Raw genomic sequence first — 14,862 nt, forward strand, 5'->3', positions numbered from 1 at the left:
GCCACCCGCTACGAGCGCCGAACAATCCACTTCACCGGATTCGTTCACCTCGCCGCCGCCATGATCTGGCTACGCTGAATGTCGATCCGGCCTAATATCACTGTCAACTTTGTTAGACGCAACGAATGATTTTCGTTTGCGATTCCGCTAATTTCAGCGCGATCAGGCCGCTTCCGGCGCCAGTATGAAATCATGCTGCAGCTCGATCCAGTCGCCGGTCATGGTGCGGCCGTCCGGTGCCCGGCCGCCCGTCCGCTGCACGAACGGTTTGATCAGCGATTGCTTGACCCCGAACACGACGTCGGAGTCGAGATAGGTGCCGTCCTCGGCGAACAGATGCGTCACCAGCGTGCGATATCCCGATGCGGCGATCATGAAATGGACATGCTCCGGCCGGTAGGGGTGCCGGCCCTGCGCGGTCAACATCTTGCCAACCGGCCCATCGTCGGGGATCGGATAGGCCGTGGGGCGGACCGTCCAGAGATGGAAGCGGCCTCGTTCATCGGTGAAGAAGCGCCCCCGCCCCGCCAATCCTTGACCTTCATGGAGCTTCTGCAAATCGTAGAAACCGTCTTCGTCCGAATGCCAGACATCGACGCTCGCGCCAGGCAGCGATTGACCGCCCGCTCCCGTCACCGCGCCGCCGATATACATCGGCGTGCCTTCCAAATGCCCCGCGATGGTCTCGCCGTTCGCAAAGGTCGGCGCCTCGACATAAAAGGGGCCGAACACGGTGCTCTCGGTCGCGGCACCGGCGACGCGGTGGTTGATCGCATCCACCAGCATTGACACGCCCAGTGTATCCGAAAGCAGGATGAACTCCTGCCGCGTATCGCTGCACATTTGGCCGACCGCCGTGAGGAAATCGATCCCGGCCTTCCATTCGGTCTCGGTCGGCTCGATCTCGGCGATGAAAGCGTGGAGGTGGCGGACGAGCGCCTGGCTGATCACGCGGGTGCGCGCGTCCGTGGCGCCCCCGACACGATCGAGCACCGCCTGGGTCAACTCGCTCTCGCTCAAATCCGCCATCAGTCTTCCCCTCCGCCCGCTGGGCCGTCGCCGCGCCAGGCATGGTGTAGCAGCGCCCTTACCCCATCCCTGGTGACGGGACGCGGGTTGGGATATTGGCTCTGTATTGCAAGGTCGGTCGCCTGATCGATACCGCTCTCCGGCATGCCGATCGCCTGGAGAGACGGCGGTACGCCAAGGCGGTTGGCGAATGCCCAAAGGCCTTGCGCCGGATCGCGCCAGCCAGTGGCGCGCTTGAGCGCGGCGAGCGCCGCCGGCGCCGCCTCCAGATTAAACGCCAGCGCGTAGGGCAACAGCACGCTGTGTGTTTCGGCGTGCGGCAGATCGAAGCTGCCGCCGAGCACATGGCAGAGTTTGTGGTGCAGCCCCATGCCGACCAGGCCGAGGGTGGTGCCGCACAGCCACGCTCCATACAGCGCATCGCTGCGCGCGTCGGGATTGCGGGGCGTCTCGACGATGCGGGGGAGCGCCGTCGTCAGCGCGCGCACGCCCTCTTCGGCAATGAGCGCGACGATCGGGCTGACGTCGGCCGCATAAAGCGCTTCGGCCGCGTGCGCGATGGCGTTGAGGCCCGAGGTGACCGACATCGCGACCGGCAGGCCCAAGGTCAGCTCGACATCGTAGATCACCGTTTCGGGAAGCACGTCGAGCATGCGCTGTGTGGTCTTGCGGCCATCGGCCGTCTCACCCAGCACCGCCGTCACTTCCGAGCCGGCGTAGGTGGTCGGCAGGATGATCTGCGGCACGCCCGTACGCAGTGCGATCGCCTTGGCGAGGCCGGTGGTCGATCCGCCGCCGATGGCGATCACGCCATCGGCCCGAGTATCCCGTAGCGCCGCCAGCGCCGCCTCGGTTACATCGATCGGCGTGTGCATCCGCGCGCCGGTAAAGCGTCCTGCGCAAGCCCCTTCCAACAGATCGGCAACCATGTCCGCCATGGTGGCCTGCTCGGGCGTGGTCAGGACGAGCGCGCGCGTGATCGCGAGCCGATCGGCCTCCCGCCGAAGCTCGGTTCGCGTGCCCGCGCCAAACAGGACACGCGCGCTCAAGGCTTCGTGGATGAAGCGCATGGTCAGGCCGCGCCGCACAACGGCCCGGCGGCGATGGCATGATGGACCGCGCCACCGAGCACGGCATCGAAGACAGCGACCGGATCGACCGGCGCTTCGGTCTGCCGCCAGGCGATGATCTGGTCGGGCCGGATCAATACCAGCTTGGCGCCGAACAAAGCCTTGGCTTCGGGCATTGCGATCTCGACAAGCTCAAGCGCGATGCCGCGATCGGCGCTCGCCGTGCGGAACGCAGCGACATCGCCGGCATCCGCATCGATCGCCAGCAACGTCCAATCGAATCCGAACAGATCGAACAGGCTCCGCCCGTCCTCCAGCCAGAAATGCGGCACGCGCCCGCCGGGAACTGCGCTTGGAACATATACGTCCATCGCGTCGACCGGCGGCGTCTCGCCGTCGGGGACGATGACGGGCGAACCGTCATAGCGGCCGCCGAAGGTGATCCCCGGAATATTGAATTCCCGTCGCGCATGGGCATTCAGATATGTCCCGGCATGGGCCCGCGCCGCTTCGCCCTCGGCGGTGTCGGTCTCGATCGCCGGTCCGGGCACGAAACAGCCGAGCGAATCGGCGAGCTGCCGTGCGTAATCGGTGTTGCGGATGGCGAGCTTGCGCCGCTCGATTTCGTAGCTGTCGAGTAGGTCGGGGCCGGCCGTGCCGTTCAGGGTTGCCGCCAGTTTCCAGCAGAGGTTCACCGCATCCTCAACCGCGGTATTATAGCCTAGCCCGCCCGCAGGCGTGAACAGATGCGCGGCATCTCCGCCGATGAAAACCTTGCCGTCGCGGAAGCGATCGGCAACGAGCGCGTGCCCGGCGGTCCAGGTATCGACCGCCAACACCTCGATATCGATCGCACGGCCGGTCACCTGCGCGAACAATTCCTTGCCACGTTCTGCGCTGATCGTCTGGTCTTCGCCGGGCTTGAGCTGGGTGTGGAGCGCGAATTCGTCGACGCCGTTAACGGCGGCCAGCCACGAGCGCCGCTGGGGATTGAACGCGACGTACATCCATGCCTTGCCGTGCGGCACTGTGGCATAGAAATCGGGCGCGCGCAGATAGACGGCGACCATCTTGCCGCCGAAGAAATCGCGCGTCACTCCGGTCTCGCCGGCAAGACTGATGCCGAGCGCCTTGCGGATCGCGCTGCGCGCGCCATCGCCGCCGATGAGATAATCGGCTGTTATCGACCGCCGCTCACCGCTCGCCACGTCGGTGACGCTGGCGCTGACCTTATCCCCGACCTGCGTAAACTCCTCCAGCCGACAGCCGAAATTGAGCGAGGCGAGCGGGCCGGCCTCAGCGTGGCGGCGCAGCACCTGTTCGACGAATTTCTGCGATACGCGGTGCGGCAGCTCCGCCGCGCTCCAAGAACCGGATAGGCTCTTGATCGCAGTGGTGGCGTCGCGCGATGCCGGCAGCGCGAAGCGTGCCAGCTCGTGCCCGACATATCGCGTGAAATAGGCGATGTCGGTCGGGTAATCGTGCGGCAGCCCGGCTTGGCGGATCTCCTCGCTGAAGCCTAGGCGGCGGAAATGCTCCATCGTCCGCGCCTGGGTCGCATTGGCCTGCGGATTGCGGGCGGTGCCCAGATCGGCGTCGACCAGATAGGATGCGATGCCACGGCGCGACAGTTCGATCGAACACATCAACCCGAACGGGCCGCCGCCGACGATCAGAACGGGGCTTGTGACTTCGGCATTTTGCATAAGCGACGGCTAGGCTTGGAAGTCGAAATTAGTCAAGCTACATGCCCTTCTCTGCAGGAGATCGTCATGTTCGTTCGCTGTATTGTCGTCGCTTGATGCAAAGCCCCCATCAGGCGTGGCGCCATGCCAATATCGGCCGTGTGCTGAACAATGCGGTGCGCCGGTTCGAAGAGCGGGTGTTGGAGATACTCGCGGAAGGCGGCAACGCGCCGACGCGGCTCTCCCACTTGGGGTTAACCCGGAACCTCGATGTCGAGGGGACGCGAGCGACCGAATTGGCGCGCCGCGCGGCAATGACCAAGCAGGCGATGGCCGAGCTGGTCGGGCAATGCGAAGAGTTGGGACTCGTCTCACGGCAGGCGGACCCCACCGACAGGCGGGCCAAGATCATCACGTTTACCGCCAAGGGGCTGCGCTGGCTCGAAGCCTTCCATCAAGCGATCATGCGCGCGGAGGAGGAAATGCGCGCAGAACTTGGCTGGCTGCGAGTCGACGGCTTGGTCGAGGCACTCCGCCTATACGGATCGTCCGCCAATCCCCTTCGCCCTTAGCGCCGCTCAATAGGCACGTGTCGATAAGGGTAGACGGCCTGACGATCCAGGTTCTATGCCGCGCGCCCGGGAGGGACGCCGTGATCAAACGTCAGGAAGATGTAACCCCGGCGGTGCTGGCGGTAATGCAACGGACCACGGACCCGCGCCTGCGCGAGATCATGGCGGCGCTCATCACCCATCTCCATGCCTTCGTCCGCGACGTCCGTTTGACCGAGCGCGAGTTCCGTGACGCGACCGCCGTTCTAAACGAGATCGGTCAGCGCACGACCGACACCCATAACGAAGCGGTGCTAATGGCGGGGTCGCTCGGCGTTTCCAGTCTGATCTGCCTGCTCAACAACGGCGACAATGGCCAGACCGAGACGTCACAATCCTTGCTCGGCCCGTTCTGGCGGCTGCACTCGCCGCCGACGCCGAACGGAGGCTCGATCGTGCGGTCCGAGACGCCGGGCGCCGAACTGTTCGTCCATGGCCGCGTGCAGGACAAGGCGGGCCAGCCGATCGTGGGCGCGGAGGTGGATATCTGGCACGCCTCGCCGATCGGCCTGTATGAGAATCAGGATCCGGGTCAGGCCGACATGAACCTGCGCGGCAAGTTCACCACCGATGTCGATGGCCGTTTCTGGTTCCGAACGGTGAAGATGATCGGCTACCCGATCCCCACCGATGGCGTGGTCGGGCGGCTGCTGGCGGCGCAGGATCGGCATCCCTTCCGTCCGGCACATCTGCACGCGCTGATCGTCAAGCCGGGCTTCAAGGTGCTGATCAGCCAGGTCTATGATCCGACCGACCCGCACATCGACAGCGACGTCCAGTTCGGCGTGACCGAGGCGCTGGTCGGCGATTTCGTTCGCCACGACGAACCCCATCCCGATACGCCGGACGTGCCTGCGCCCTGGTATTCGCTCGATTACGTTTACACCATGGAAGAGGGCGAGGCGGTTTTGCCCCGTCCGCCGATCAAGTAGGATTTCATGCTCACAGACAGCCAGCACCGCGCGGCAGCAGACGCCATTCTGACGGCCGAACGCACCAAGGTGCCCACGCCGCAGCTCAGCAAGCTCTATCCCGAGATGGTGATCGAGGACGCCTACCGCGTTCAGGACCTCTGGGCCGAGGCGCGGATCGCGGCGGGCGCCAAGGTCGCGGGCCACAAGATCGGCCTCACCAGCCGGGCGATGCAGATGGCATCGAAGATGACCGAGCCGGATTATGGCCGCATCCTGGATGACGCGCTTTACAACGACGGCGCGGTGATCACGGCAAGTACCTTCCTGAAGCCGCGTCTCGAGGTCGAGCTCGCCTTCGTCATGGCCGAGGATCTCGAAGGGCCGGGAAAGCGCATCTTCGATGTGATGCGCGCGACCGAAGTGGTGGTGCCCGCGCTGGAGATCATCGACTATCGCACCGAAGTGCCGCGCGCGATCGTTGACACGATCGCCGATAATGCCGCCTTCGCCGCGATCGTCATCGGCGGCCGGCCGGTGCGCCCCTATGACATCGATGTACGCTGGGTGGGGGCGACGCTCAGCAAGAACGGTATTATTGAGGAATCGGGGGTGTCGGCAGCGATCATGGGGCATCCGGCGGCGGGCATCGCCTGGCTGGTGAACAAGCTCCACGTGGTTGGCGCCGGGCTGAAGAAAGGCCAGATCGTGCTGGGTGGCTCGTTCACGCGCCCGGTGGATATCGCCGCGGGCGACGTGATCCAGGCCGATTACGGGCCGCTCGGCGCGATCGGCGTATCGTTCGTCTGATGGAGCTGCCGCCAAACCGCTTCAAGCGCGCGATCCGATCGGGCACGCAGCAGATCGGCCTGTGGTGTACGCTATCGACCGCGTTCACCGCCGAGGCCGTGGCGGGCGCTGGGTTCGACTGGCTGCTGCTCGATACCGAGCATTCGCCCGGTGACGTGCTGACGGTGATGGCGCAGCTCCAGGCGCTGGCGGGCTATCCGGACGTATCCGCCGTGGTGCGGCCCGCGACCAATGATCCCGTGCTGATCAAGCGCTTCCTCGATATCGGTGCGCAGACTTTGCTGATCCCTTATGTCCAGTCGGCCGACGAGGCGCGCGCGGCGGTGGCAGCAGTGCGCTATCCTCCCGCCGGGATTCGTGGTGTGTCGGCACTGACCCGCGCGACGCAGTTCGGCCGGGCAAAGGAGTATGCGGCGTCGGCGGGCGACGAGATCGCCCTGCTTGTCCAGATCGAGACGCAGGCCGGGCTCGATGCGCTGAAGGAGATTGCTGCGGTTGACGGCGTCGACGGCGTCTTCATCGGCCCTGGGGACCTCGCCGCCAGCCTAGGCTATATTGGCCAGCTCGATCATCCGGCGGTCGTCGCGGCGGTGGAGGACGCCATCACGCGGATCGTCGCGACCGGTAAGCCTGCCGGAATATTGACGGGCAATCCCGCCTTTGCCGATCGCTGCATCGCGCTGGGGACGATCTTCACCGCGGTAGGCGTCGATGCCGGGCTGTTGGCCCGCGGCGCGGATGCCTTGGCCAAGCGCTTCCAGACGAATGCCTGAAGGTCAAGCGATGTCGAATTCGACCGCGCCGCGCGGTGCGGCGACCCGATCGCTGATCGGCGGGTGCATCGGCATGATGATGGGGGCCAGCCCGATCCTGCTGCTGTCGTTCGGGGTTTACCAGCAGGCGATCATCCGGGACACCGGCTGGAACAGCACAACCATCGCGAGCTCGATCGGCCCGCCGATGATCGTTGCCGGCCTGTTGTCGCCGATCGTAGGATTGCTGGTCAACCGCTACGGACCGCGGCGGTTCGTGACCTTCGGCTTTCCTCTGTGCGGAATGGGGGTCATGCTGCTGGCAACGCCCCATAGCGCCGCGATGTTTGCCGCCACCATGGCGCTTGCCGGGTTGCTGACCCTGGGCCAGACTATGATCCCTTATGCCTATGCCGTTTCGGGCTGGTTCGACAGAAAGCGCGGTCTGGCGCTGGGAACGATCCTCGCATGCGCCGGTGTCGGCTTGGCGATCATGCCGCCGATCGCGGCACAACTCATTTTCCACTTCGGCTGGCGTTTTTCCTATCTCGCCTTTGGCGGCGCGATGGTGCTGGTCGGCATTCCCGTCGGACGCTTCCTGATTGTCGATCCGCCCTCGGCAGCAGCGATCGACCGATCTACGGTGCCGGGGCTGCCGTGGCGCGCCGCAGTGGCGAAGCCCGTGTTTTGGTATCTCAGCATTTCGATATTGCTCGTAGGCGGTTCGGTGGGTGCTGGCGCGGTCAACCTCAGCATCATACTCACCGACCGCGGTGTCAGTCCCGTGCGCGCAAGCTTCGTCATGAGCCTGGTCGGCATTTCGATGATCCTGGCGCGGTTGGTGTTTGGCTATCTGTTCGATCGGATACGGGCCCAGCTACTGACGACGGCGATTTGCCTGTTGGCCACAGCCGCGTTCGTCACGCTAGCTTCAAGCGGCAGCTTGATCGGCGTGCTGGTGGGAGCCGTGTTGATCGGGATCGGCTTCGGCGCGGAGGGTGATGCTCTGTCCTATATGATTTCGCGCGCTTTCGGGATGCGGGACTTCGGCACGATCTTCGGCATGATGTTCGTCGCTTTCACGCTGGGGGCTGGGGCAGGACCGATGGTGTTTGCGCTGCTGCGCGCCCGAGGCGGCGGCTTTGAACTGCCGCTGATCGCCGCAGCGGTAGCCTGCGCGATCGCGACGGGGCTCGTCCTGTTGATTCGTGAGCGCAACCTTCCCTATGCCCGCCACCCGCACTGAGCAAAAACGGGTTTGAAAGCGAACCGCTGCCCGGCTGAGCGACCGCCGCGCGTTCCGGGGCGATCACCGGCAGTTCCACCCCGAATCAATCACAAGGACGGTCAATGAGCAATGCGTTTCAGGAAGCGTGGATCTCGGTAGCCGCCGTAGGCGACGTCATCGAAGAGAAACCCACCGTGGCCAAGGTGGACGAAGCCGAGATCGCGATCTTCAAGATCGATGGCGAATATTTCGCTATTTCGAATGTCTGCACTCATGTTTGGGCTCCGCTTTCCCGCGGCCGTCGTGATGGCTTTGTGATCGCATGCCCGCTTCACTGGGGCCTTTTCGATATCCGTGACGGCAGCTGCCAAGGTGGCCCCGTGGACGTCGATCTCGCCAGTTATGATGTGCGTGTGGTCGATGAGAGGATCGAGGTTCGCCTGCGCAATTAGGCTTGGCGCTCCCGTTAGGCGCGGCCGTCGCAGTCGTCGGCACCCCCCCACCCGCATCGCATTTCGTGAATGCCGGCCTGTGCCAAACCGTCCATTGACGCTGCCAGTTAACGCTTGACAATGAGTAGTGGCGTGGTCAATAGTTGCATTTGACATTGACCCAGGCTGCGGGAAGCGGCGGGAACGCAGGAGTGGCGCATGACGGATTTTCGCTATCGGCGGCTGAAATATGTTGCAGTCGTAGTTACGGATGTCGAACGGACGGAAAATTTCCTTCTGGACATCGTCGGACTGGCGGAAGGTCCGGAATCGGGGAAGATCGACACCCGCTTTCTGCGCTGCAGCGACGATCATCATGATGTCATCCTGATCAAGGGCCGCGAACCGGGCCTGGCGCGGATTTCGTTCGAGATGGAGTCGGTCAAGGATTTCGACGCCACCAAGGCGCATTTGACGAAGAAGGGGCTTAACCCCGTCGACGTCGATGCCGACGAGCTGGCGTTTCTCGGCATCGATCGCGCGTTCCGCATCATCGAGCCGAACAGCAAGCTGACGTTCGAATTCATGCACGGCATGGTGGCCGCGGAAACGCCGTTCGTTCCGACCGTCGCCGATATCTCGATGCTCGGCCACATCGTGCTGATGGCCAAGGACGTCGATGCGGTGACCGAATTCCTGATCAACACGCTGAACTTCAAGCTTTCGGACGAAGGCGCTGGCGGTGGTCTGCTACGGCCCTTCCCCACCACCAATCACCACAGCCTTGGGCTGGTGCGCTCGAACGAGAACCGCATCGGCCACATCGCCTTCATGGTCCATTCGTATGACGTGATCGGCAAGGCGGTGCCGCGCTTCAAGAAGCATGACGTCCCGATCGTGTTCGGCCCCGGCCATCACCCGGCATCGAATAGCAATTTCCTCTATTTCCTCGATCCCGACGGAATCACCTGGGAATATACGTTCGGCATGGAGCAGTTTCCCGAGCATGATCCGCGCGATCCGCGCTATCTCGAGCTCGGCAACGGCGATAGCTGGGGCAATGAGATGGACCCGCGGATGGGCAAGGTCGGCCGTGTCGTAACGCCCGACGAACTCGTTTCCTGATCGGCCTGTCCGGCTTAGCTGCCGGCAGTGCGGTCTATTCCCAAATTTGCACGTTTATATTGCCCGGTATCGGATTTCAGGCTGGCCGGCGCCTATCCAAGAAGTGGAGAGATGACATGGCGGCTTCGGACATCGACACGCTGATCAAGGTTGATCGCAGCAATCCTGCGATGGACATGATGCGGCAATATTGGATTCCGGCCGGCAAGTCGTCCGAGCTGGAAGCGGGCGGAGCCCCGGTGCGTGTGCTGCTGATGGGCGAGCATTTGCTCGCCTTCCGCGAGCCGAATGGCAAGGTCGGCATTATCGACCATGTCTGCCCGCATCGCGGCGCCTCGCTTTTCTATGGCCGCAACGAGGACGGCGGCATGCGCTGTGCCTATCATGGCTGGAAGGTCAGCGGCGAGGGCAACGTTGTCGAGATTCCAAACCTTGCGGCCGGTCGCGCCTGCCCCAAGATCCGGACGGCCGCCTACCGGGTCGAAGAAGGCAACGGCATTTTCTGGGTCTATATGGGTGACCGCGAGGTTCCGCCGCCGCTGCCGATCTTCGCCTATCACGACATCGACGCCGTGTTCATGATCCGCGAATGCAACTGGCTGCAGGCGCTGGAGGGGGACATCGACACCAGCCATGTCGGCTTCCTGCACATGGGCGGGATGAAGCTGGACGACCTGCCCGACGGCCATCCCTCGCGCATCCGGCTGATCGAACGCGCACCGGAGTTCGAGGTCAAGAACATGCCCTGGGGCCTGATGTCGGGCGCCTATCGCGACTGTGGCGACGAGGGCAAGTTCTGGGGGCTGTGCCAGTATCTCTATCCGTTCTGGACGATCACCGCCAACGACCTGCCGCTGTGCCCGCCGTGGTTCGCCCGCGCGTGGGTGCCGATGGACGAGACGCACACGATGGTCATCACCATCGTCGACAGCCGTCTGCCGTTCGGCACCGGCATCTTCAACCGCGACGGCGAGATGATCCCCGGCACAAGCTTCGACTGGGGCACGCCGATCCCCAACGGTACCGGCTGGTACGACCGGTGGCGGATCGAGGAGAACCAGCACAACGACTATATGATGGACCGCAAGCTCCAGCACATCAGCAACCTGGTCGGGGTTGAGTGCATCGTCCCGCAGGACCAGGCGATCACCGAGAGCCAGGGGCCGGTACAGGATCGCAGCAAGGAGCATCTCATCGCCAGCGACGAGATGATCGTGCGTACCCGCCGCCTTCTTCTTTCCACCTCGAAGGATTGGGCTGAAAAGGGCATCGTGCCGCCGGGTGTCGACAATCCCGAGACCTTCTATGGGGCGCGGGGGGGGCGTATGCCTGCCGGCAAGAAGGATGATTTCTTGGAGACTTTCGCAGCCGAATCGGAGCGGACCGCGACCTTCAAGAGCGCCTATGACCAGTCCACTCCGGTCGGGGAGCCCGTTACGCAGGACGTCTGAGGATCGAAATTGCGGCCATTAATGTTCGGTAACCGTCGCCCGGGTAGCTTAAACAGGTTGCTCCAGCCAGTGGCGAAAGGTGGATGCGGGGCGCTGGCAACGGCGCCATGACACGACCTGACCGTCAACGGTAATGGGCTTATCGATGCCATGCCGAACACGACTCGCCTATCCGACGGTATCGCACCACGCCGAATGGAACCTTTCCAACCAGATGGGCTTATCGTGAGGGTTTGCAGGCCGGCGCTCATCCTTGGCAAAAACGCGGCGAGCTTGGGTGCGAGGCGATGACCACGGCCCTGACCGTCAACGGCAAGCGGGTCGCCGTCACCAGCACGCCCGACACGCCGCTGCTCTACGTCTTGCGCGACGAACTGGCGCTTAACGGTGCGAAGTATGGGTGCGGTGCGGGCCAGTGCGGCGCCTGCACCGTGCTGTGCGATGGCCGGGCGTTGCGATCCTGCTTCGTCCCGGTGCGGACGCTGGCGGGACGATCGATCACCACGATCGAGGGCCTGCGCGGGCCGAAGGGAGGGCTACACCGGCTGCAAAAAGCCTTCCTCGATCAGCAGGCCGCGCAGTGCGGCTATTGCACGGCGGGGATGATCATGGGAGCCGCGGCGCTGCTGCGCGAAAAGCCGCGCCCCACTGAGGAGGACGTGCGGACCGCGCTGAGCGCCAATCTCTGCCGCTGTGGAACCCATAATCGCATCGTCCATGCCGTGCTGCGGGCGGCCGAGGCGCAGCACGGATGATCCGCCCGTCACGGCGCTCCGTACTCGGCGGATCGATCTCGCTGCTGTTCGGCTGGCCGGCGATCGCGGCGGAGACCGGCGGCGGCGCAGCGCCAGCCCTGCCCAGTGATCTCGCCGCGGCGCCTGAGATCGATCGTTGGCTGCGCCTTTCCGCCGATGGCCGCGTGACGCTCAGGACCGGCAAGGTCGAGCTCGGCCAGGGTGTGCTCACCGCTTATGCCCAGCTCTGCGCCGAAGAGCTGGATATCCATGTCTCACGCATCGACGTCATCGCTGGCGATACGCGGGTGTGCCCTCGGCAGGGCATGACCGTCGGCAGCTTTTCGATCCCGGAGGGCGGCAAGGCGATCCGGATGGTATCGGCGGAGATGCGGCAGATCCTGATCCGACTGGCGGCGGAGAAACTGAGCGTTCCGACAGCTGCGCTTGACGTTCGCGATGGTATGGTGCGCACGCGCGATGGACGCTCCGTCGCTTATGGGTCGCTGGCCGGCGGGCAGACGGTCCAGCGGCGGGCAACCGGCGCCGTGCTACCCAAAGCGCGGCCACGGCGTGTCGTCGGCACCTCGGTTGCCCGGCTCGATTTGCCCGCCAAGGTGCGGGGCGCGCCTGCCTTCCTGCAGGATTATCGGCCGGTCGGGATGCTGCACGCGCGGATGGTGCGCCCGCCGAGCGCCGGGGCGCGGTTGCTGGCGGTGGAGATAGCGCCCGCGCGGGCGATGCCCGATGTCGTCACCGTGGTTCGCGACGGCGATTTCCTGGCGGTCGTCGCCGAACGCGAGTGGAGTGCGGTCAAGGCCGCCGCCCAACTCGCCAGTGACGCGCGCTGGGACACGCCTCCGCCCTTGCCTGCGGATCCGATCGCCTGGCTTAAGGACGCCGCGACCCAGGACACGGTGATCGCATCGACCGGCACTCCGCCCTCGGCCGGCACTCGCCTTGTGCGCCGATCCTATTCTCGGCCTTATTTGCTGCACGGCTCGATCGGGCCGTCCTGCGCCGTCGCGCATTTCGACGGGACGGCGCTGCACCTCTGCACATCGTCTCAGGGGCCGTTCGAGCTTGCGGCGGTGATCGCGAAGCTCGTCGGTCTGCCCGTCGATCGCGTCACGGCGCAGCATATGCAGGGCGCGGGCTGCTATGGCCATAACGGCGCCGACGACGCGACGGCCGATGCCGCCTTGATCGCGATGCGTCTGCCGGGGCGGCCGATCCGCGTGCAATGGTCCCGCCAAGACGAGCATCGTTTCGAACCGTTCGGTGCGCCGATGCTGATCGAGACCGAAGCGCATCTCGATGACCGCGGAAACATCATGTTCTGGGATTATGCGCTGCGTTCGCCGACGCATAACGCGCGCCCGGTATTCGGAGTCGGCAATCTCCTGGCTGCGCCCACGCTGGCGCAGCCGACAGCACGGCCCAAAACCAACAACTTCGGCGGTCCGCCGGCCTATGCCGCCGATCGCAACGCCATTCCTAGCTATGTCTTTCCGGGCCTGCGGGTCACGACCCGCTTCGTGCCCGAATCGCCGGTGCGCACCTCATCGCTGCGGAGCCTCGGCGCGCATGGCAATGTCTTCGCGATCGAAAGCATGATGGACGAATGCGCGCTGGCCGCAGGCGTCGATCCGCTGGCGTATCGGCTGCGCCATGCGACCGATCCGCGCGCCCAGGCGGTCATGCAACGCGCCTGCGACGCGATCGACTGGTCGCATCCCCGCCCGGCAGACCGTGGCTGCGGGATGGCCTATGCCCGCTACAAGAATTACGCCGCTTATTGCGCGATCGCCATCGAAGTGGAGATCCGGGAGGGCGAGCCCGTTCTGGTGCGGGCGACGCTTGCGGCGGATGCGGGCGAGATCGTCAATCCAGACGGCCTCCGCAATCAGCTAGAAGGCGGCTTGCTGCAATCGCTGAGCTGGGCACGGCACGAAGCGGTGCGATTCGATGGCGCCGGTGTCGCATCCCGCGATTGGCGCGATTATCCGATCTTGACCATCGGCGAGGCGCCACCGGTCGAGGTCATCCTGATCGATCGGCCGGATCAGCCATCGCTCGGCGCGGGCGAGGCGTCGCAAGGCCCGGCATCGGCGGCATTTGCCAATGCCGTGGCGCGGGCCTGTGGCGCCCGGGTACGAAATTTGCCGATCGACCGCGCGGCGATCGCCGCGGCGCGCGTTCGCGCCTGACAGGCATCAGAGCGGGCAGGTGGCGCCGCTATCGATCCAGGCTTTCACCAGCGCACCGAAGGCCGCCTGACTCCCCGGCGCGGGCTCCCGTCCGGCCCCGGGCTGCCATGCCCAGCCGACCAGTGTGTCGTGCGCCATATGATCATTAAGCTGCGCCAGGGTGCGATGCCCGTTGCGGCGCGGATCTTTCAGCTGCCGGCAAATCTGTGCCATTGAGCGGTGCTGCCAGGCGAAGGCATGCGGCGCGAGCGCCCACTTCGGATTGCCCGGGATACTGAACAGCCGCTCACCCACCACCGGCATGTTCGTTTCCTGATGGCAGGTCCGGCAAGACAGCCCCGGCGCGCCGTGCCCATCCGTGCCGGCACTTACCACGGGAAGATGCGGGATCATCGCATCGCCCTGTGTCGGCGTCCGTGTCGCCGGGTGGCAGTTTAGGCAGCGGGGATGTTGAATGACGCGCCCCATCTCGCCAAAGATGGCGCGCGATCGTTGGTCCAGCGGGGTGATATCCGCGAACATCGCCGGAGGCCGCAGGGTGCCTCGGTCAGCGGCTGTCGACGCAACCGGCGTCAACAGAAACAGGGCAAATGTTAGCTGAAAGATGCGATCGACCATACAGATTTCCATAGACAGGTTGGACGATAAACGGATTGCGTTTCAAGGGAAACGATTGCAGACGCATGTATCGAAATTGGAACGGCGCGAGCTTTGGCGGGAGTGTAGCGTGCCGTCGGCTCGGAGCCAGGAGCGGAGTTGAGGGCATGAGGATTTTGCGGTTTGCGACGCCGGACGGCGCGCGGCTGGGCGTGGTG

At 64.7% G+C, this 14,862-nt stretch carries 14 protein-coding genes; 10 read left to right on the forward strand and 4 right to left on the reverse strand.

Annotated features, from left to right (window positions below; genetic code table 11):
- Window positions 1-162 precede the first annotated feature (162 nt).
- Genes FHS31_RS16090 through FHS31_RS16100 form a run of 3 tightly spaced genes read right to left on the reverse strand, consistent with a single transcriptional unit; the run spans window position 163 to window position 3,805 of the window.
- Complete coding sequence (locus tag FHS31_RS16090; RefSeq protein ID WP_167075437.1) at window positions 163-1,029, reverse strand: intradiol ring-cleavage dioxygenase; 867 nt, start codon at window positions 1,027-1,029, stop codon at window positions 163-165.
- The gene (locus FHS31_RS16095) at window positions 1,029-2,099 is read right to left on the reverse strand and encodes a maleylacetate reductase (protein WP_167075439.1); all 1,071 of its coding nucleotides are present in this window, start codon (window positions 2,097-2,099) and stop codon (window positions 1,029-1,031) included. Before FHS31_RS16095 ends, FHS31_RS16090 begins: the two co-directional genes overlap by 1 nt.
- A gap of 2 nt (window positions 2,100-2,101) precedes the next feature.
- Window positions 2,102-3,805, reverse strand: a complete 1,704-nt coding sequence (locus tag FHS31_RS16100) for an FAD-dependent oxidoreductase (protein ID WP_167075441.1) — start codon at window positions 3,803-3,805, stop codon at window positions 2,102-2,104.
- A 95-nt stretch (window positions 3,806-3,900) separates the two neighbouring features.
- Here FHS31_RS16100 and FHS31_RS16105 point away from each other — a divergent pair, with 95 nt between their 5' ends.
- The 10 genes from FHS31_RS16105 to FHS31_RS16150 all read left to right on the forward strand — a co-directional run bounded on the left by FHS31_RS16105 (window position 3,901) and on the right by FHS31_RS16150 (window position 14,047).
- The gene (locus tag FHS31_RS16105; RefSeq protein ID WP_167075443.1) at window positions 3,901-4,356 is read left to right on the forward strand and encodes a MarR family winged helix-turn-helix transcriptional regulator; all 456 of its coding nucleotides are present in this window, start codon (window positions 3,901-3,903) and stop codon (window positions 4,354-4,356) included.
- 80 nt (window positions 4,357-4,436) lie between these two features.
- Window positions 4,437-5,327, forward strand: a complete 891-nt coding sequence (locus FHS31_RS16110) for a dioxygenase family protein (protein WP_341786388.1) — start codon at window positions 4,437-4,439, stop codon at window positions 5,325-5,327.
- A 6-nt stretch (window positions 5,328-5,333) separates the two neighbouring features.
- Window positions 5,334-6,116, forward strand: a complete 783-nt coding sequence (hpaH, locus tag FHS31_RS16115) for a 2-oxo-hept-4-ene-1,7-dioate hydratase (protein ID WP_167075445.1) — start codon at window positions 5,334-5,336, stop codon at window positions 6,114-6,116.
- Window positions 6,116-6,889 carry an aldolase/citrate lyase family protein gene (locus tag FHS31_RS16120; RefSeq protein WP_167075447.1) on the forward strand — a complete coding sequence of 258 codons (774 nt, stop codon included), beginning with the start codon at window positions 6,116-6,118 and terminating at the stop codon, window positions 6,887-6,889. The genes hpaH and FHS31_RS16120 overlap by 1 nt, the downstream gene beginning before the upstream one ends.
- Before the next feature lie 10 nt (window positions 6,890-6,899).
- Complete coding sequence (locus FHS31_RS16125) at window positions 6,900-8,114, forward strand: MFS transporter (protein ID WP_167075449.1); 1,215 nt, start codon at window positions 6,900-6,902, stop codon at window positions 8,112-8,114.
- A gap of 104 nt (window positions 8,115-8,218) precedes the next feature.
- On the forward strand, window positions 8,219-8,548 hold the full coding sequence (locus tag FHS31_RS16130; protein WP_167075451.1) for a Rieske (2Fe-2S) protein: 330 nt from the start codon (window positions 8,219-8,221) through the stop codon (window positions 8,546-8,548).
- 198 nt (window positions 8,549-8,746) lie between these two features.
- Window positions 8,747-9,652, forward strand: coding sequence for a VOC family protein (locus FHS31_RS16135; protein WP_167075453.1), 906 nt, complete (start codon window positions 8,747-8,749; stop codon window positions 9,650-9,652).
- Between the two features lie 116 nt (window positions 9,653-9,768).
- The gene (locus FHS31_RS16140; protein ID WP_167075455.1) at window positions 9,769-11,103 is read left to right on the forward strand and encodes a Rieske 2Fe-2S domain-containing protein; all 1,335 of its coding nucleotides are present in this window, start codon (window positions 9,769-9,771) and stop codon (window positions 11,101-11,103) included.
- 287 nt (window positions 11,104-11,390) lie between these two features.
- Entirely contained in the window at window positions 11,391-11,858 is a 468-nt protein-coding gene (locus FHS31_RS16145; RefSeq protein WP_167075457.1) for a (2Fe-2S)-binding protein, read from the forward strand.
- Entirely contained in the window at window positions 11,855-14,047 is a 2,193-nt protein-coding gene (locus FHS31_RS16150) for a xanthine dehydrogenase family protein molybdopterin-binding subunit (RefSeq protein WP_167075459.1), read from the forward strand. The genes FHS31_RS16145 and FHS31_RS16150 overlap by 4 nt, the downstream gene beginning before the upstream one ends.
- A 6-nt stretch (window positions 14,048-14,053) precedes the next feature.
- Here FHS31_RS16150 and FHS31_RS16155 read toward each other — a convergent pair whose 3' ends face one another.
- Window positions 14,054-14,665, reverse strand: a complete 612-nt coding sequence (locus FHS31_RS16155) for an Isoquinoline 1-oxidoreductase subunit (protein WP_167075461.1) — start codon at window positions 14,663-14,665, stop codon at window positions 14,054-14,056.
- Window positions 14,666-14,862: the final 197 nt, after the last annotated feature.

Origin of the sequence: Sphingomonas vulcanisoli (assembly GCF_011761305.1) — a bacterium.
In the GTDB taxonomy this organism is placed as follows: domain Bacteria; phylum Pseudomonadota; class Alphaproteobacteria; order Sphingomonadales; family Sphingomonadaceae; genus Sphingomonas_I; species Sphingomonas_I vulcanisoli.